Origin of the sequence: Paenibacillus sp. FSL R10-2771 (genome assembly GCF_038000205.1) — a bacterium.
Taxonomy (GTDB): Bacteria; Bacillota; Bacilli; order Paenibacillales; family Paenibacillaceae; genus Paenibacillus_AQ; species Paenibacillus_AQ phytohabitans.
The window spans coordinates 476,641-494,286 of sequence record NZ_JBBOBM010000001.1 but is presented as its reverse complement, the minus strand read 5'-3'; the positions used below and the strand labels follow the sequence as shown (position 1 = coordinate 494,286).

The following is a 17,646-nucleotide window of genomic DNA, read 5'->3' as shown; positions in this document are numbered from 1 at the left end:
GAATCAGGTTTTAACCCAAAACCATTTCCTCCATCGCATCCATAAACTGCTGCTGCACCGGCATCTTCGGCAGTGAAGGTCCATCGGGTATCTCCCCTGCCTTAAAGGCCAGCCCTTCCGGTGTCTGTAAGACCGGACCCAGCTCCGGGAGCCTCGACCTGATTCCTTTCAGGGCATCCTTCGCCGCCTGGCTGACGACGTCTTCCACCCCGCTGAACACTTTCCCGGCTTTGCCGATTTTGGTGACCTGCATTCCCGGGACAAGGAGGGAAGCTACCGAACCCAGCATAATATTTACTTCTCGTTTCTCTCTTATTATTGAAATTGGTAATCAACGGATCTACATTGGTTCTCCATCAAAATACATTATTTTTCCACTCAACAATACATCTTCTTTGCATTCATTTTCGAACCAATCAACGTTTCCTTTTATAATATACGCTCCCTTTTTACTAAAATAGCAGATATCTTCACCTCCAGGACCGAAGAGTATAGCAATGCAATCCAAGTACTCAACTATTTTAAAAACCATTACATACATTAACCTGTTCTGAGATAAAGTATCTTCATAAAATTTATCATGCCTAAAAGTAATCCTATAGTCGTAAATGAACTCATCTTTGAAAAAGAATGTATCTATAGCATTCGCTGGATGTTCAGCGGGATACTCTCCCTTTTCTCTTACAGTAATTTGAATTCCAATTTCCGGTTTTTCGCAGGACTTGGAGAATAACAATCAAATATTGTACCCCCTATACTAAAATCAGGTTTCTTATCCAAACCTATACCATCAGTTGGTCCTACCTTTGGATTCTGTTCAATATCATACCCATATTCCGCTAATTTTTTTGCAGCCTCGTTTTCCCTTTCTAATGCCCTGATTTTTTCTGGACTTGCATTTTTCTCGATTTTAGCCGGGTTTCCTTTGGGTAAAGCATTCGCATCTGGGAGTTTACTAGGTATAGTTCGTTTAAACCCGCTGCCAATCCCATTCGCACCGCCACCCACTTCATCCATCGCATCCATATATTGCTGCTGCACCGGCGTCCTCGGCAGTGAAGGTCCATCGGGTATCTCCCCTGCCTTGAAGGCCAGCCCCTCTGGTGTCTGTAAGACCGGCCCCAGATCCGGGAGCTTCTGCTTGATCCCTTTCAGGGCATCCTTCGCCGCCTGGCTGACAACGTCTTCCACCCCGCTGAACACTTTCCCGGCTTTGCCGATTTTGGTGACCTGCATTCCACATAGACCTTGTCCACATAAAAAGCCAGCGTCGTCTCATTTTCTTTGCTGCTAGCGGTAATCGGAGTACCATCCGGCAGTTCCAGCGGCGGACCGTTCAGCCGTCTTGCAGATTCGATCTGCTCCTGGACCTGCCTCACTGCCTCAACGATCCTGATCTCCTCCAGCTGGCTTCTTGCATAGGCTCCAGCGGCACTCTTCTCCATCGCCATCCGCAGCAGATACTCTTCGTTATGTATTAGCGGTACACTTTCCGCCGTGATCGACGAATCATAATCGCAGGCTTTGACAGCCAGCTGCTTGAAATAGCCGCTTAGATCCTTCCCTGCTTCATATTTTTCACTACTTCACATTTTAATCCATATGTTACTTCTGACGAATTATAATCATGTCTTCGTCAATTAATCTAAGATCTCACGAGCTTCCGCCTTACAGCTTGAGGTCAGTTCATCACTAGCCACGATTATGTTGCCAGACTATATATCCTCTGCGGCCCATATGCAGCTGTCTATAATCACAAGACATTTCAGGATATTCCCCATTTCCATTGGGCATAGTCCGCTGTTGAAGTGCTCGCTTCCAAAGGTGTAATTAACGGCAGTTCAGAATTGGCCGGAGCAGCCCGTTTCACGTGCTGATATTGCTTTTTACATAAACGCAAAACAGCTCCCAGCTTGTTTGCAAGATGAGAGCCGCTTCACGCTTATATTTTCATAAAATGATGATCCTATAATCTCTATCTATAATAATAAACTTGTCATTAAAATCTATAGATAAACCCTCGTATTTCTCGACAAGCATTTCATTAAGCGTTAATAAATCTGACCCTTCCCGAACATACAAATACATTTCGTTAATATTTCGAGTTATAGGATCAAGATGCATCTCAACTTTCATAATATCATTTGAATTTCTTTCAATAGTAGTTATTTTGTATACTATTTTCTCGACATCTTCCTCCACATTTGAATCGTTTCCAAACATTTCACCAAGTGATGAATAGTTCGGTTTTCCCCTCCTGAATATTTCCACTAACCCTATAACTAACTCCTGAAATGAACTTTCTGAAAATTTCAACTTTAACAATTCCCATGAGTTATCAAACATCCAACTCATATCATTGGGATCATTATCACTATCGTCCAAAATTCCAATAACTACAGGTTTTCTATAAAGAAATTTCGAGTTAATTCTTTCATCATTATTTAAAAACATTAAAATCCCCTCCCATCTTTTCTGCCATTTTACTATATAACCTATCCCATACTGCCTCTGTGTTACCTTCTTTAAATAATGCTTGAACCATAGGGTCACTGGAAAGCTCTCTTTGTGTTTGTTTAAAAACTTTCTCAACATCCAGTGGATGTATCGCCCATCCAAGAGTTCCTCTCTTAATACTGAACGTTACCCCATTTGGAGTCACAGCTCTTATTTCTGCCATATCGAAATATACCACTGTTTCTAGGTCAGCAATACTAAACCTACTACTACTAGGATGATTATGAGTAAATGTTGTATCCTTTGCTATATCTTTATAAGCAGAAAGGTCAATTTTTGCTTGTTCCCCATCAGAGATTAATCTACCAATCACATTGCCGTCATTATCGAAAAACAGACCATGCTCAAACGGCTCATTTCTAATACCATCTTCTAAATATTTAACTGTTGAAGGTGCTTTGTCTACTTTCCCTATACTGGATAGTAAATTTTGACCACCCGAACCCTCACTTACTACACCTATGTTAGAATCTGCACTACTAGATTTACCCTTCCCCTCAGATAACGGAACATTTACCTTTTTCACCCTGGACGCAGATATTTCACCCGCACCGGGGTGCAACGGAAGGCTTCTCTTTATCTTTACATTGCCGCGCATTCCTTCAATCCCTTGAAAACTGGCGACTACACTGCTAATGATTATACCATAGGCCTGCAGCTTCGATAATTTCGCACCGGTCCAGTAGTTGGTCCCGTCTTTCGCTGCCAGAATCTGCTCCTGCATGATATCAACGGGCACATTATCCAGATTAGATTTGATTTCTCCATTCCTAATGGCTTCCTGATACGCTATGGATGCTTGCGCCGCCTCCTGGTCTGTTATGCCATTTTTACTGAGTACCCATGTGTTTCCTATAAGTGTTTTGCTGTACTCCTCAAAGTTGTATTTTTTCGCTTCCGTATTGCTATCCAGCGCCAACTTACGTTCAGCCGCCTCAATCTGCAGCCGCTTCACCTCCAGCTGGCTTCGCGCGTAGTTCCCAGCAGCACTCTTCTCCATCGCCATCCGCAGCAGCAGGAGATATTCTTCATTATGTATCAGCGGTACACTCTCCGCCGTGATCGATGGATCATAATCGCAGGCTTTGACAGCTGGCTGCTTGAAATAGCCGCTTAGATCCTTCCCTGCTTCATATTGGACCTTGGCTACACCCAGCGAAGCCAGCTTCCGGCGTGCTTCCTCAGCCTGCGCATGGACGGCCTCCATCTGCGTCTTGTTCCCGAACGCTTCATAGACCTTGAAGGCCATCTGCGCCTTCGCGATCCCATCCCGCGCCGCGAAGATATCCTTCAGCTTGCTTAGGGCCGCAATACCCTCTACGGTCAAAAGCCCGGACGTTTGGATGATATTCCGCAGCTTCTGCACTGCCGGATCGTTATTCAGCTCATCCTTTCCCAGCAGGACGGTAACAGACGTGATCAGATACGCTACACTCTTCTGCACAATGGCAGGAATGGAAATCCGCCCGGCAGGACCTTGTGTCCCAAAGCTTCCGAATACACCCGCGAGAAGACTAAACTGCTGCGTGAGCTTGTCGGCCTGCCGTTTATTCTCCTCCTGGAGTCCTGCAACCCCCTTCAGGGCGGTCCGGATAATATCCTCCAATTTCTCTGCTTCTACGGTTAATTCGTTGATCATGACCTGGGCCTTCACGAGGTGGTCTCCCAGGGGAATTCCGCCCCAGCCGCTGGACTGGCCCTTCAGCTGCAAATACAGCCGGTTAGTGTCCTGGCTTACCTGGCCTATTTTGGTCTGCAGGCGCTGGACTTCATCTTCGTTAAATATAAGCTTCGTTGACGCCATGTCCACCCTCCCGCTTTGTCCGCACAGCAATATTTCCTATGTAATTTATAATTAAATATATAGGATATTCTTTTTATTATCGGATTATTTTTCCATAAATTTTATGGTTATCCATCCCTCCGGCATTTCCTTTAACCTTGATCCGTTGTCATTCCAATCTTCTTCTGCTTTTTGGCCAAATAAAAAGCCTCCTGAAAAGTGTAAAGTACTTCTTACACAATTCAAGAGGTTGGGAAGCCGTGATTAACGGCTGCATATTCAGCTGTCTATATTAGATTCCAGTGCTACATCCCATCATTTACCCGTCTTAGCAAGGCTCAGCCGCCGGCTTGCCTGCATCTTCCTTCGTACGGAAAGAAGATCCGCAGCCGCACGTAGCAGTGGCGTTCGGATTGTTAATGGTGAAGCCGCCGGTCATGCCGGATTCTTCGAAGTCGATCTCCAGGCCGTCGAGGTAACGGATATCGTCTTTGCTTACGACTACCTTCAAGCCCTCAATGTCCATATACACGTCTTGCTCGCTTTCGTTATCATCGAAGCCCATGGCGTAAGAGAATCCGCTGCAGCCCCCGGGAGTTACGCCCAGACGGAGAAACATATCAGGTACTTCCTGCTCAGCAAGCATGGTCTTCAATTGGCCTGCTGCTAATTCACTAATGTTAATCATAACTTTAACCTCCCAAAAGTTTTGTGAGCATATTTTTGCAATAGCTTTTATCAACCAGCCCTAAGGCCTCAGGTAATGTTCAAATAATTTGCACTTCTATAATTTAAATTAAGTATACTCCACTATTCTCTTAGCCTCAAGTCGCAAACGTACCGCAGTTATGCATTTCATGCCGGGTTCCCTTAAGTTTTCTGGCGGTTGCTCACCCTCCGGGAGAGGTTTATAATAGGAAAAGCGATATACGTAAAAATTCGGAAATTTGTCACGAGGTTACATCTAACCTCTATTTCATGCCGGTCTGCTGCCGGCTCATGTCATTAGCTCACGATTCTGCGATGCAGTTGCCTCGCCAACCTTCAGGAGGAAATTATATGTCTACCCTTATAACACCCCACATGGATGCCCGGATGGCGAACATCATTGAGAAGGTCCGCGGCGGAGAAAGATTAAATTTGGAAGATGGCGTTTATTTATATGAGAGCAATGATTTATTAACGATCGGGCAATTAGCCAATGAGGTTAACCAGCGAAAAAACGGGAATAAAGTATATTTTATCGAAAACATGAGTCTATATTTCACCAATGTCTGCGAATCCCGCTGCGCATTCTGCAATTTCCGCAAGGATGAGGGAGAAGACGGCGCTTATACCCTTTCCGGCGAGGAAATGGTGCAATATGTGCAGCAGCATATCCATCCCGGCGTACGCGAGTTCCACATTGTCGGAGGCCATAATGATAACGTGCCCTTCCAGTACTATGTTGATTCGCTAAAAGCTTTGAACGAGCACTTCCCTGACGTCACTCTCAAGGCCTACACCGCAGCAGAGATCGACTTCTTCACCCGCATCAGCGGCCTTAGCATCCGTGAAGTACTGGAGCAGCTGCGCGCCGCCGGACTGAAGACCCTTACCGGGGGAGGGGCAGAGATTCTGTCCGACCAGTACCGCAAAAAAATGCGTGTGGACAAAGCCAATGTTGAGGAATATCTGGAGGTTCACCGCACTGCCCATAATATAGGTATGAGAACACATACGACTATGCTGTACGGCTCCATTGAGTCCCGCGAGGACCGCATCCGCCACATGCTGCAAATCCGCGAGCTGCAGGACGAAACGGGCGGATTCATGGTGTTCATTCCGCTCTCCATGCAGCCTAAGAACAAGAATGCAGGCATTATGCGCCGGAACTCTGCTTACGAGGATCTTAAGACGATTGCAGTAAGCCGCCTGATGCTGGATAACTTTGACCATATCAAAGCCTACTTCATTAATATCGGAGCACAGCTGACCCAGGTCGCCCTCAGCTTCGGAGCTTCAGATGTACATGGCACGATTCTCAAAGAACGGATCAGCCATGCCGCAGGCGCATTGACCCCGGAAGGCCTGACACGTGAAGAGCTGATCTGGCTCGTCAAAGGGGCCGGACGGATTCCGGTTGAACGGGATACTTTCTACAACGAGATTAAAGTATACGAGTAACAACTAACCGCACCAGCCTATAATCCTGCGGAACTGCCTTGCCCATCTCGCACCATACCTGAAAGGAAGATCGGTTCGCATGAGAACTCTACTTGTCCTGGGCGGCGGCTACGGCGGTCTTGCCCTCATTCAGCAGCTACTTAACAACCATCTCCCCCATGATGTGGAAATCGTCCTGGTTGACCGGATGCCGTATCAGGGAATCAAGACGGAATATTATGCACTGGCCGCAGGAACTGTAACGGATTATCATCTGCGGATTCAATTCCCGGTTCATCCCCGCTTAACGATCCGCTATGGTCAGGTGGGCTCCATCGATCTGGAGAGCCGGGTGATATTCCTCGATACCGGAGAACCGATATCTTATGATATTCTGGCGATAGCGCTCGGCTGCACCGATAATTTCCATAATATCCCCGGAGCCGAGCACTATGCCTGCAGTATTCAGAGCTTTGCCGGGACCCGCGAAACCTACCGCCGGCTGAACGATGTGAAGCCTTACGGAACGGTTAACATTGTAGGCGGAGGACTGAGCGGAGTTGAGATTGCCTCAGAACTGCGGGAGAGCCGGCCTGATCTGAACATCTCTATTCTGGACCGCGGGGAACGGGTATTGTCTTCTTTCCCGGCCAAGCTGTCACAGTATGTGGAGGAATGGTTCAATGAGCATCATGTGGAGACCATAGGACGGGTATCCGTCTCCCATGTAGAAAAGGATGCCATCTTCAATGGCACCCAGGCAATTCCTGCTGATGTTACGGTCTGGACTGCCGGCATTCAGCCGGTGCAGGTGGTCCAGCAGCTTGAACTCCCCAAAGACCGTGGAGGACGGATCATTGTGGGAAATTATTACAATGTGGCCGACTATCCGGAGGTATACGTGATTGGGGATTGCGCCAGCCTGCCCTTCGCACCAAGCGCACAAGCCGCAGGTGCCCAGGGAGAACAGGTGGGGCAGATTATTCAGGCCCTATGGCGGGGTGAGACGCCGAAGCTGCATAAGATTAAGCTTAAGGGGACTCTCGGTTCACTGGGTAAAAATGCCGGCTTCGGCCTGATGGGCCGCCGCTCCGTCATGGGCCGTGTTCCGCGCCTGCTCAAAAGCGGCGTGCTCTGGATGTCTAAGCGCCATTTCGGGTAGGACAACCAAACCACGGCTGCGGTTTAGTCGATTTCAAGGCTATCCCATGCCTCAGCCTCTTTAATGGCTGCCTCAATCGCCTCTTCAAGTCCTTCGGCGGATTCGGCTTCAATAATCTCCCCGTCGACCATGGCGAAGGGCTGCAGATAACATTGTCCGCAGTTGTTCAGACAGCCGTACTCCACCACATCGTATTCGGGGTTTTGCTCCAGCTTATTTTTGAGCTTTTCTGTACCATGTCCGATATTACTGGCACAAAATTCTATAATTGGTCTCATGATGATCTCCCTATTCTGCGCTAACCATTTTATTTTTTAACTTTTTGTACTATAATAAACATACGAAAGGAGTGATTGAGAAATGAGTGAGAATGTACAAAGTGCAACCATGTACGATGAAGTATTGGAAGTGCTCGATAAACTTCGTCCGTTCCTGCAGCGCGATGGCGGTGACGTCGAACTGATCGATGTAGAAGACGGCATCGTTAAGTTGAAGCTTATGGGTGCCTGCGGCAGTTGCCCAAGCTCCACGATCACGCTGAAAGCCGGGATCGAACGCGCTCTTGTTGAAGAAGTAGAAGGCGTGGAAGAAGTTATTCAAGTATTCTAATCCCGTATCATAGATCATCCCGGCCTCCGTTGAGAAGGCCGGGATTTTTTTTATTATAGTGGATTTCACAGGCAGGATCAACCCGCCGCGTTCCCGGTAACCTTACCCATCCCTCCCAAAGGCCAGAAATGCCCTGTTAACCGTTCCCGGCTGACAGGGCATTTCTGGTCTTCTCTTTAGTTGTTCAGCTTAAGCTTTAGGCTTAGAATGCAGGGATAATTGCACCTTCATATTTCTCTTCGATGAAGGCTTTGGCTTCAGCAGAGTTCAGGGCCGCAGCCAGCTTCTGGATCGCATCGGAATCTTTGTTATCCGGACGGGCTACCAGCAGGTTGGCGTAAGGGGAATCTGCTCCCTCGATGAACAAAGCATCCTTGGTTGGAACCAGGCCGGCTTCCAGCGCATAGTTGGTGTTAATCAGCGCCAGATCTACCTCGTCCAGCTGACGCGGCAGCATAGCTGCATCCAGCTCAATGATTTCAAGCTTCTTCGTATTCTCAGTGATATCAGCTTTGGTGGAAGTGATGTTGGTGTCATCCTTCAGTTTGATCAGACCGTTCTTAGCCAGCAGGATCAATGCGCGTCCGCCGTTGGTGGCATCATTCGGGATGGCAACCTTGGCACCGTCAGCCAGTTCGCTGATTGCTTTGATTTTTTTGGAATACGCGCCGAAAGGCTCAACGTGAACCGCGGTTACAGATACAAGATCCGTGCCGTTCTTGGCATTCTGGTCATCCAGGTAAGGCTTGTGCTGGAAGAAGTTCGCATCCAGTTGTTTCTCGGCAAGCTGTGTATTCGGAAGGATATAGTCCGTGAATTCTTTGATCTCAAGCTTAATGCCTTGTGCTTCAAGCAGCGGGGCAATAGCTTTCAGAATTTCCGCATGCGGTACAGGAGAAGCTCCAATGACCAGGGTTACCGGTTCTGCAGCAGGTTCAGTGGTCGGTTCTGCAGCAGCAGCTTCCGTTGGCGCCGTTGTAGCCGCAGAGTTTGCCGCGTTATTCGCAGCGTTATTGTTGCCGCAAGCTGCAAGCACCAATATCATGGTCAAGCTGAAGAATGTAAGCAGTACTTTTTTCATCTGTAAATCCCCCTCTAATCAATAATTTGTATGAATAAGGCTCTATATGGACATACCTTATTTCCGTGTAAAATGTCTTACCAGCCGGTCACCGGCCATTTGCAGCAGCTGCACCAGAATAACCATCAGGGCCACCGAGATAATCATGACTTCCTTCTCATAACGGTAATAGCCGTAGCGGATCGCCAGGTCACCCAGACCGCCGCCGCCTATCATCCCGGACATTGCGGTATACGAGACGAGGGTAACAATCGTAATCGTAACACCGGCCAGCAGACCCGGACGAGCCTCCGGCAGCAACACGCGCATTACAATCTGTCCCGTGGATGCTCCCATACCCTGCGCCGCTTCGATGATCCCCCGGTCAACCTCCCGCAGTGCGGTCTCTACCAGTCTGGCGAAGAATGGAGCCGCGCCGATCACCAGCGCCGGAATCGTTCCAAGTACGCCTATCGAGGTACCCATAATCGACTTGCTGAACGGAATCAGGGCAACCATCAGAATAATAAAGGGAACCGAACGCAGAATATTTACGACGAATGATAATACCGAGTAAACAACCCTGATAATAGTGTTATTAGACTTGCCCCATAAATATAACACAATTCCGAGCGGTAAACCAAGGATAATTGTGAATATTCCTGAAAAAGCTAACATTTTTAATGTTGCGACCGTGGCATCAAGCATTTCTTCCCAGTTAATCGCGCTAAAATCCAGTCCGCCCATTAAGAAATCACCTCCACATCAAGGCCTTCAGCCGCAAGCTCGGAAAGTGTTGCTTCCACGGCTTCGGATGGCCCTTCAAACCGGACAATCAGCTGACCATAAGGAACATCCTTGATAGTAGAAATGGTTCCCTGCAGAATGGCGAAATTAACTCCGGTTCCCTGCGCCACATGGGAAAGGGTCGATTCGTACGTTTTTTGCCCGAGAAAAGTAATTTTGACCGCCTTAGTATATCCGGCATGTACAGCATCAATCGCTTGCCGCAGCGGTCCGTCCGCCTGAGTTTCACTGCGGATGAATTCTTTCGTAACCTCATGCCTTGGTTTCAAAAAAACCTGGGCAACATCGCCCTGCTCCACAATCCCGCCTCCATGAATGACAGCCACCCGGTCGCAAATGCTCTGAATGACATGCATCTCATGCGTAATCAGCACAATGGTCAAGTGAAATTTCCGGTTAATATCCAGCAGCAGGCGCAGAATTGAATCCGTTGTCTGCGGGTCCAGTGCTGAAGTCGCTTCATCGCATAGCAGAACATCCGGATCGCTCGCCAGAGCACGGGCGATCCCGACCCGCTGCTTCTGGCCTCCGGACAGCTGAGCCGGATATTTGTTCCGGTGCTCCTCAAGTCCGACTAGAGCCAGCAGATCCTGAACCTTCCGCTCAATCTCCGTCTTGGAGGTTCCGGCCAGCCGCAGCGGAAAGGCGATATTGTCATAGACGGTTGCGGAGGAGAGCAGATTGAAATGCTGAAAGATCATCCCGATCTTGCGCCGCTGCTCCTGCAGCTGTCCCTGGCTGAGTGCAGTCAATTCCACCCCATCCACCCATACTTCACCCTCGCTCGGACGTTCCAGCAGATTAATGCAGCGGATCAGCGTGCTTTTGCCTGCACCGGAGTGGCCGATCACACCGAATATCTCCCCCTTCTTAATCGACAGGCTTAGTCCGGAAAGCGCCGTTGCGGCCTTGCTTCCCTTACCGTATACTTTCGTTAAATCTTTCAGCTCTATCAATCGCCCCGTCCTCCTTCTTCCATGCAATTTATAACAAAAAAGACCTCTTACGATCCGTGCAGATCGGAAGAGGCCGTGTGTGTGAAGTAAACAATGCCGTCTCATCTGCCAAGACCGCAAACCTAGCGGCATTGTAGGAATTAGCACCATGACATTTGCAGCCAGCAGCTAAGCTGTGTACAAATCGGTTGCCGGGCTTCATCGGGCCTATCCCTCCGCCGCTCTCGATAAGATTATAGTATGAAGTTATATATGCCGTTTCATGTTAGAAGTAAATACTTGCATAAGTATATTAAGTTTCCGGTTCTTTGTCAAAGGTAAGTTTTTACGGCTGTCCGTGCTCTGAACGCTGGCTGGATGCAGCTTTATTCTTGTGCCACTGCTCATTGCTGTACCTGAAGGCAGCCGATAAAGATTTGCACACCATCTCCAGGCTCTGCCTCAAATCCTCCAGATGACTGTCAAGATCCTCCAGTTGGATTTTGTCATGCAGCCCTTGATGGCGTTGCCAGAGATCATCCGTCATCTCAGCGTTCATGTAGTGAATCTCGGCATTGCGCCGTTTGCGCAGATTCTCCACCGGTTCGCGGTAAGAGTTCCTGATCTTCTCCAGCTCATTGGCCAGCGGGTTGTGCGCATGAAGCAGCTGAAATTGGCGAAGCACTGTGAAGTAAGAGAAATGCGCTTTGACTTTACCTGTATTCAGATCATACAGACTGTTCAGAACCGTACCCAGCTTGTCCAGCAGGGAGAACACCCGGATGAAGCCGTCCTTATAAAAATACACATACCTGGCGTACTCTCCCTGTTCCGTGGGCGACATATCATCCATATAACCGGCAACCACCGACTTCCGGTAAAAGGCGGCGGCGAACCAGCTCTGCTCCAGCTCGTCCAGCGATGAGATCAGACCGCGTGTCCATATCTCCAGCTTGCGGTATTCATGGTCACGGTCTTGATGTGTGTTCATCTCCTTGCGCAGCATGGAGGCGACCTTCGCCATGTTGTCCATGGCTTCGGCCAGTACCCCGCTGTTCTCGCGGGGCGGCTCTCCCAGTAATGTCCGCAGCATATTTGTCCTCCTCAGAATACTTAAGATCTATACAAGAGGGAAATAACGGTTCCAGTTCCGGTTCACCAGTTCAACCGTGTCCTCATGCGGAACCAGCTCCTCCGGGTACCCCGGCTTCATCCGGGCATCTATTACAATCGGCAGGGAATAGCTGATTGCGTTACGCAGTGCATGGGTCTCCGCATAAATATCATCCGCCGGATTAAACCGGGTGAACACTGTCCACAGGAAGGAGGTTTGTGTGCGCACCGCTTCAGCGGCATCGTCCACCAGAACAATCAGCGGCCAGGCTGTGCCCTTCTCCTTGAAGGAAGCGGCCAGCCTGACGGGAAGCTCAGGGTCTTCTATATAGGATGCTCCGGAAACGGCTAAACATCCGCCGCAATAGGGCACGGCGCCGGTGATTGCTGGAAGGTGACCCTCCGTATAGGTTCTGGGCAGCTCACGGACCGGGTTGCCGGTGCCCATCATCACAGCCTTACTGCCATGATTCAGCTTACGGCCGGTATAGTCAAGGGTATCCATGGAGGTGTTAGCGAAGATCACCAGATCCGATGCCGGATTAAAGCGTTCAAGCACGGTTTCCAGCAGTTTGGGGAAATCCGTAAGCTCAACCGGTTCATTCGTCAGGAGCAGGAATTTCGTTAAGGAAAGCTGGCCTTCCCCCAGAATACGGAAAGCCGAAGCCAGTCCCTCACGCGGATAGCTCTCCCTGACAACAGCCGAAGCCAAGGCGTTCGAGCCGGATTCGGAGTACGCCCACAGAGCTTTCACTGAAGGCATCATCAGCGGATAGGCCGGAGCCAGCAGCCGCTGCAGATAATCCTTCAGATAATAATCCTCCTGGCGGGGTTTGCCGGTAATCGTGGCCGGAAATATCGCGTCCTTGCGGTGCCACATCCGCTGCACATGCATCACGGGAAAATCATGCTGCAGCGAATAATAGCCGGATTGACTGCCATATGGACCTTCCGGTCTCCGCTCAAACGGAGACACCCGCCCGCGGATGGAGAATTCAGCTTCTGAAGGAATGCGGTGACCGCCCAGGGGGTCCTGCACCATAGGGAGCTTCCCGCCCAGCATAAGGGATGCCAGCATCAATTCCGGAAGCCGCTCTGAAACCGGGGCAACAGCAGCCGCAATCAGGGCAGGAGGCCCGCCGATAAAGACAGAGACCGGAAGGGTCTCCCCCAGCAGCTCAGCCTGACGGTGATGGAAGCCGCCCCCTTTATGGATTTGCCAATGAACGCCGGTCGTGCTGTCATCATGAATCTGGACCCGGTACATCCCGAGATTATGGTCTTTGGGGTTGGTTATGCTCTCTGTATAGACCAGAGGAAGGGTGATGAACGGCCCTCCATCCTTAGGCCAGCTGGTAATTCGGGGTAATTCCTGTAGCGGATTACTGCTGCGGCAGATGCCTAGGACCGGCGCTTCACCTTGCGGTATATTCTTGGTTCCTGCTCGGATCAGGTCAAGCAGCAGGCCCTTTTCTCTCCATAGTCCGGCAGCTGATGGCGGAATCATCGTTTCCATAGCTGCCGTCATGGATTTCACTAACTGCTCCGGCCGGGTCCCGAAGGCCTTGTTCACCCGTCGGACAGTACCGAACAGATTGGTTGCAACCGGGAACGGCGTTCCTTGTACATTTGTAAACAGCAGCGCCGGGCCGTCCTCACCGGCCACCCGGCGGTGAATCTCGGCCAGCTCCAGATGCGGATCAACCGGAGTATCAATCACAGCAAGATCCTTGTCTCTGCGGAGCTGTTCGATCCATTGTCGCAAATTACCGTATCCCACTAAGCGTTCCTCCTCGAACCGGGCCGAACCTTGTCCCCATGCCCTTAACGGTAATCTTATTGCTTCTTGTCCGTTCCGCTTAACTGCCAGACACGGACACTCATATAACATAGAACCCCAAACAAGCCGGCAATCAGCAAAATATGCGATAACGCGGTAAATATGTACAGTCGTTCATTATACAGCGTATGAACCACAGCAGCCCCACTGAATACCTGCATCAGGCAGAGCAGCACTGCGGCAACACCCAGAGCCCTCAGCTCCGGCAGCTCTTTGTATCTCCAGAAAGCCAGATGTCCCAGAATAGCAGTCAGCAGGAACAGCAGCGCTGCTGCAACCCGGTGTATGAATACAATGCCCACCCCGCCAGACAGCTCCGGAATCCATTCCCCATTGCACAGCGGCCAGCCTGAACAGCCCCCCTGTGAATCGGTATGACTTACATAAGCTCCAATATACACGACCATATAAGAATATAACGCAGTAAACCAGGTTAAGTTACGGAAGCCCCTGCTAACTTTCGGTTCTGCAGTGCTATTCTCTTCCCCAGAAAGGTAGCTCCGTCTGGCTCCAAGCGCAAGCATCAGTGAGCTGGCGAACGCAATCAGCGAGAATCCCATATGTAGAGCCATCACTGCAGCAGACTGCGACTTGATTACCGCAAGCGCTCCCATTCCGCCTTGCACCACTACGAATATAAGGGTTAACAAGGCATAGGTAAGCAGATCCCTGCGCTTACGGGCGTAACGCCAGAACGCAAACATCGAAGCCAATGACATTAGACCCGCAAGTCCGCTGAACAGGCGATGGGTATATTCAATCAGGGAGCCTACGGTATACGCCGGTATCAGCTTTCCGTGACACAGCGGCCATTCATTCCCGCATTCCAGCCCCGAACCCGTCTTGGTAACCACCGCTCCGCCGAGCAGCGCCAGAAACATAACGAGGCAGGTTATATAGCTAAGCCATTTTAATTGAAGGGTCGTCAATGTTATCACCCGCATTTTTATAGGAATGAATTAGTATAATGATTGCGCCCGCAGACCATTCTAGAAAAAAAACACCGCTTCTGCTCGGGTAGGGCGAAAGCGGTGCTGCTTCATTACTTGTGGATACTAAGGTAAACATCCAGCGCCGTATTCAGGAAATTCTCAATTTCCTCACGGGACTTACGAAGCTTATTCACGAATCGGACCAGCTCCCGTCCATCGGTATAAGCGACAAAGCTCGGAATGCCCAGAATATTCTGTTCCTGGCTGACGTCGCCTACTGCATCGACATCCACTTCAACGAGTGTAAGGCGGTCACTATATTTCTGTTCCACATCCGGCATGAACGGATCAATGAATTTGCAATCCGAGCACCAATCCGCCTTGAATACCGCCACCGTTAAGCGCGGAGATTGTATTGACACCTGAAACTCAGCAGGAGAACTAATTTTGTTCATCTATTATCCATCCTTTCTCATCTAACCGTTACCCATGATTCTCTTCTCTTTAAGTGAAGCAAAATGTACGGAATAAGTCAAATAAAAAAGACAAAATAAGACAATGATCACAGCTTTATTCGTTTGCACGCACGTGCGCAGGCTGCAGCTTCATTAAAGGATTCAGCAGTTTGCGCAGCGGACGCGGGTAACCAGCGATTTCCTGGCTGCTCAGTACACCCAGAACAATCAACAGCACCAGGTAAATGATAACCACGGCAGCTCCAACGACCAGACATGTAATCAGGAATGCCAGTCTTGCCGGCATCAGATGAGTCAGCATAATCCCCGCTTCATTGAGGCCATAACCGATTCCGGCCGATGCGAGTACAGCGATTGAGAATCCGCCCCAGCGTTTGCCGAGAATTTCGAAGGGAATGATCTTTTTGAGCATCCGCAGATTAAGCAGCGTAATGACAATGAAGCACAGGGCCGTAGAGCCGATGATGCCATAAATGCCGAACAGCTGGCTGAACAGGAAGTTGGAAGCGAACTTCACGATAATCCCGGCTAGCACGTAATACATTGAAATCCGCGATTTGCCCATTCCGAGCAGAATAGAGTTCGTAGTCATCATAGTGATTTGAAAAATAGTGCCCAGCGTCAGCATCGCTACAATCCCGCTGCCGTCCAGACTGCTGAAGATCAGTCCATTGACAGAATATGCCGCCACAACGAGAGAGAGTACAATTGGTGTGCCGGTAAGAATGGAAATACGCATGGCCAGGGTAACCTGGCGTTTCAGATGCTGTTCATCTTTGCGGGCGTACGCCGCTGAAATAATCGGAATGAGCGACGTACTAAGCGCGATGGAGAGCACCGGCGGAATACCCGCTATACTCTGTGCACGGCTGCCGAAGATCCCCAGAGCCCGGGTAGCTTCCTCCATTCCGATCCGTCCGCTGAGCAGCGGTACAATAAAGGAAGTATCGATAAAGTTCACAACAGGTACTGTGATCGAAGATAATACAATTGGAATGGACAGCTTAAAAATATCTTTATAAATTCCAAGTAACGGAAGGCGTGCCTCATTCGATTCATAAAGAGCAATCTGCTCCTCGCTGCGGCGCATCTTCATTGCGTAATACAGCATGACACCGAAAGCGCCGACGCTCCCGAGCACACTGCCGAAAGAAGCGCCTGCAGCCATCCATGTGTTGCTGTAGCCTTGGCGCAGCAGAATAAAAGCCAGCAGAATTGCCGTCGATACCCGGGCGATCTGCTCAATAATCTGCGAGATACCGCCGGCCATCATATTATTGCGCCCCTGGAAGTAACCGCGCATCATTGCGATTGCGGGGAACAGCAGCAGCGCCGGGGCAATCGCCCGGATTGCCAGCGTACTCTCAGGAACTTTGGTGTACTCCGCATAATACGGAGCGGCTATGTACAGTATTGTACTCATTACAACACCTACAACAGCTGCAAAAATAAGGGCGGCACGGTATACCTGCTGCGCTTCATGCGGACGGTTCAGAGCATAACGCTCTGATACCATTTTGCTCAGCGTGCTGGGTATTCCGGCGGTCGCCAGCGGAAGAAGCAGGAGATACACATTGTTAGCCTGTGTAAAGGATGCATTCCCGATATCATTGAATAGATGTTCCAGCGGAACCCGCTGGGCAAGTCCAAGGATGCGGGCCACAAGTGCGGCCGCAGCCAGAATAAGCGTGCCTTTAACAAAAGATTCTTTCTTGGTGGACAAGCTGTTTCGCCTTCTTCACAATAAATTTAATACCGTCCGATCCAGATAAAGAAGAGGACGACCATAACAATCTGCAAAATGATCTTGACTACGGTACTGCTGAACAGCCCCAGCAAGGAGCCGAAGCTGACCTTAACCGCCTTGCCGGGCTTCGAGCCGGCAATCAGTTCGCCGACAAAGGCCCCGAGGAACGGGCCGATCAGCAGACCAAAGGCCGGAATAAGAAAGGGGCCTATAATCAGGCCGATCGTGCTGCCGATGACGGATGCCCGTGAGCCGCCGAACTTTTTGACTCCCCAGGCCCCGACCACATAATCGGCAACGAACAGGACCACTACAATCAGTGTCTGGATAATCCAGAACCAGGCGCCGAAGGAGTGGAAGGAAAAGAACCAGCCGTATACGAAGAAGGCCAGATAAATCGCCAGCGCGCCCGGCAGGATTGGATATACCGCTCCTGCCAGCCCTACTGCAAACAAAGCAATGATCAGAATCCAACCCAGGATCGTCAATTCCTTCAACTCCTCAAGTTTTGTTTTGGATA

General features: G+C 49.8%; 20 protein-coding genes and 1 riboswitch. Of the genes, 3 read left to right on the top strand and 17 right to left on the bottom strand.

The features are described 5' to 3' along the window. Window positions 1-10: 10 nt before the first annotated feature. From NSU14_RS02225 to NSU14_RS02195, 7 genes are all read right to left on the bottom strand, one after another. Window positions 11-289, bottom strand: a complete 279-nt coding sequence (locus NSU14_RS02225; RefSeq protein WP_340942497.1) for a hypothetical protein — start codon at window positions 287-289, stop codon at window positions 11-13. A 51-nt stretch (window positions 290-340) separates the two neighbouring features. Then, a complete protein-coding gene (locus tag NSU14_RS02220) occupies window positions 341-736 on the bottom strand; it encodes a hypothetical protein (protein ID WP_340942495.1) in 396 nt (131 codons plus the stop codon). Continuing rightward, complete coding sequence (locus NSU14_RS02215; RefSeq protein WP_340942493.1) at window positions 682-1,191, bottom strand: hypothetical protein; 510 nt, start codon at window positions 1,189-1,191, stop codon at window positions 682-684. Before NSU14_RS02215 ends, NSU14_RS02220 begins: the two co-directional genes overlap by 55 nt. Next, window positions 1,152-1,451: a hypothetical protein gene (locus NSU14_RS02210; RefSeq protein WP_340942491.1), complete on the bottom strand. Its 300-nt coding sequence runs from the start codon at window positions 1,449-1,451 to the stop codon at window positions 1,152-1,154. The genes NSU14_RS02215 and NSU14_RS02210 overlap by 40 nt, the downstream gene beginning before the upstream one ends. A 499-nt stretch (window positions 1,452-1,950) precedes the next feature. Beyond that, the gene (locus NSU14_RS02205) at window positions 1,951-2,454 is read right to left on the bottom strand and encodes a hypothetical protein (protein WP_340942489.1); all 504 of its coding nucleotides are present in this window, start codon (window positions 2,452-2,454) and stop codon (window positions 1,951-1,953) included. Next, complete coding sequence (locus NSU14_RS02200; protein WP_340942487.1) at window positions 2,441-4,156, bottom strand: hypothetical protein; 1,716 nt, start codon at window positions 4,154-4,156, stop codon at window positions 2,441-2,443. The genes NSU14_RS02205 and NSU14_RS02200 overlap by 14 nt, the downstream gene beginning before the upstream one ends. Before the next feature lie 472 nt (window positions 4,157-4,628). After that, on the bottom strand, window positions 4,629-4,988 hold the full coding sequence (locus NSU14_RS02195; protein WP_039307246.1) for a HesB/IscA family protein: 360 nt from the start codon (window positions 4,986-4,988) through the stop codon (window positions 4,629-4,631). 371 nt (window positions 4,989-5,359) lie between these two features. Between NSU14_RS02195 and mqnE the strand changes: the two genes are divergently transcribed. Together mqnE and NSU14_RS02185 are read left to right on the top strand one after the other, a co-directional pair. Continuing rightward, the gene (gene mqnE, locus NSU14_RS02190; RefSeq protein WP_039307245.1) at window positions 5,360-6,466 is read left to right on the top strand and encodes an aminofutalosine synthase MqnE; all 1,107 of its coding nucleotides are present in this window, start codon (window positions 5,360-5,362) and stop codon (window positions 6,464-6,466) included. Between the two features lie 79 nt (window positions 6,467-6,545). Beyond that, the gene (locus NSU14_RS02185) at window positions 6,546-7,607 is read left to right on the top strand and encodes an NAD(P)/FAD-dependent oxidoreductase (RefSeq protein ID WP_340942485.1); all 1,062 of its coding nucleotides are present in this window, start codon (window positions 6,546-6,548) and stop codon (window positions 7,605-7,607) included. A gap of 23 nt (window positions 7,608-7,630) precedes the next feature. On the opposite strand, the gene NSU14_RS02180 is transcribed toward NSU14_RS02185, so the two are convergent. Then, entirely contained in the window at window positions 7,631-7,885 is a 255-nt protein-coding gene (locus NSU14_RS02180) for a YuzB family protein (RefSeq protein ID WP_076248176.1), read from the bottom strand. Between the two features lie 82 nt (window positions 7,886-7,967). On the opposite strand from NSU14_RS02180, the gene NSU14_RS02175 reads away from it, so the two are divergent. After that, the gene (locus NSU14_RS02175; RefSeq protein WP_039307240.1) at window positions 7,968-8,216 is read left to right on the top strand and encodes a NifU family protein; all 249 of its coding nucleotides are present in this window, start codon (window positions 7,968-7,970) and stop codon (window positions 8,214-8,216) included. Window positions 8,217-8,418: 202 nt separating this feature from the next. On the opposite strand, the gene NSU14_RS02170 is transcribed toward NSU14_RS02175, so the two are convergent. The 9 genes from NSU14_RS02170 to NSU14_RS02130 form a co-directional block, all read right to left on the bottom strand. Beyond that, window positions 8,419-9,297 (bottom strand): MetQ/NlpA family ABC transporter substrate-binding protein, encoded by an 879-nt coding sequence (locus tag NSU14_RS02170; protein ID WP_042139821.1) that lies wholly within the window; start codon window positions 9,295-9,297, stop codon window positions 8,419-8,421. Window positions 9,298-9,354: 57 nt separating this feature from the next. Continuing rightward, window positions 9,355-10,023, bottom strand: coding sequence for a methionine ABC transporter permease (locus NSU14_RS02165; RefSeq protein WP_039307238.1), 669 nt, complete (start codon window positions 10,021-10,023; stop codon window positions 9,355-9,357). Continuing rightward, complete coding sequence (locus NSU14_RS02160; protein WP_042139824.1) at window positions 10,023-11,039, bottom strand: methionine ABC transporter ATP-binding protein; 1,017 nt, start codon at window positions 11,037-11,039, stop codon at window positions 10,023-10,025. Before NSU14_RS02160 ends, NSU14_RS02165 begins: the two co-directional genes overlap by 1 nt. A 98-nt stretch (window positions 11,040-11,137) precedes the next feature. After that, window positions 11,138-11,273: riboswitch (SAM riboswitch) on the bottom strand. 91 nt (window positions 11,274-11,364) lie between these two features. Then, window positions 11,365-12,111: a Cthe_2314 family HEPN domain-containing protein gene (locus tag NSU14_RS02155; protein ID WP_042139825.1), complete on the bottom strand. Its 747-nt coding sequence runs from the start codon at window positions 12,109-12,111 to the stop codon at window positions 11,365-11,367. Between the two features lie 27 nt (window positions 12,112-12,138). After that, the gene (locus tag NSU14_RS02150) at window positions 12,139-13,911 is read right to left on the bottom strand and encodes a UbiD family decarboxylase (protein WP_340942477.1); all 1,773 of its coding nucleotides are present in this window, start codon (window positions 13,909-13,911) and stop codon (window positions 12,139-12,141) included. A 56-nt stretch (window positions 13,912-13,967) separates the two neighbouring features. Then, window positions 13,968-14,900: a COX15/CtaA family protein gene (locus NSU14_RS02145; RefSeq protein WP_336100894.1), complete on the bottom strand. Its 933-nt coding sequence runs from the start codon at window positions 14,898-14,900 to the stop codon at window positions 13,968-13,970. A 113-nt stretch (window positions 14,901-15,013) separates the two neighbouring features. Continuing rightward, a complete protein-coding gene (locus tag NSU14_RS02140) occupies window positions 15,014-15,358 on the bottom strand; it encodes a thioredoxin family protein (RefSeq protein WP_042139828.1) in 345 nt (114 codons plus the stop codon). Between the two features lie 115 nt (window positions 15,359-15,473). After that, the gene (locus NSU14_RS02135; RefSeq protein ID WP_042139829.1) at window positions 15,474-17,102 is read right to left on the bottom strand and encodes a putative polysaccharide biosynthesis protein; all 1,629 of its coding nucleotides are present in this window, start codon (window positions 17,100-17,102) and stop codon (window positions 15,474-15,476) included. Between the two features lie 26 nt (window positions 17,103-17,128). After that, window positions 17,129-17,614, bottom strand: coding sequence for a DUF456 domain-containing protein (locus NSU14_RS02130; protein WP_042139830.1), 486 nt, complete (start codon window positions 17,612-17,614; stop codon window positions 17,129-17,131). Window positions 17,615-17,646: the final 32 nt, after the last annotated feature.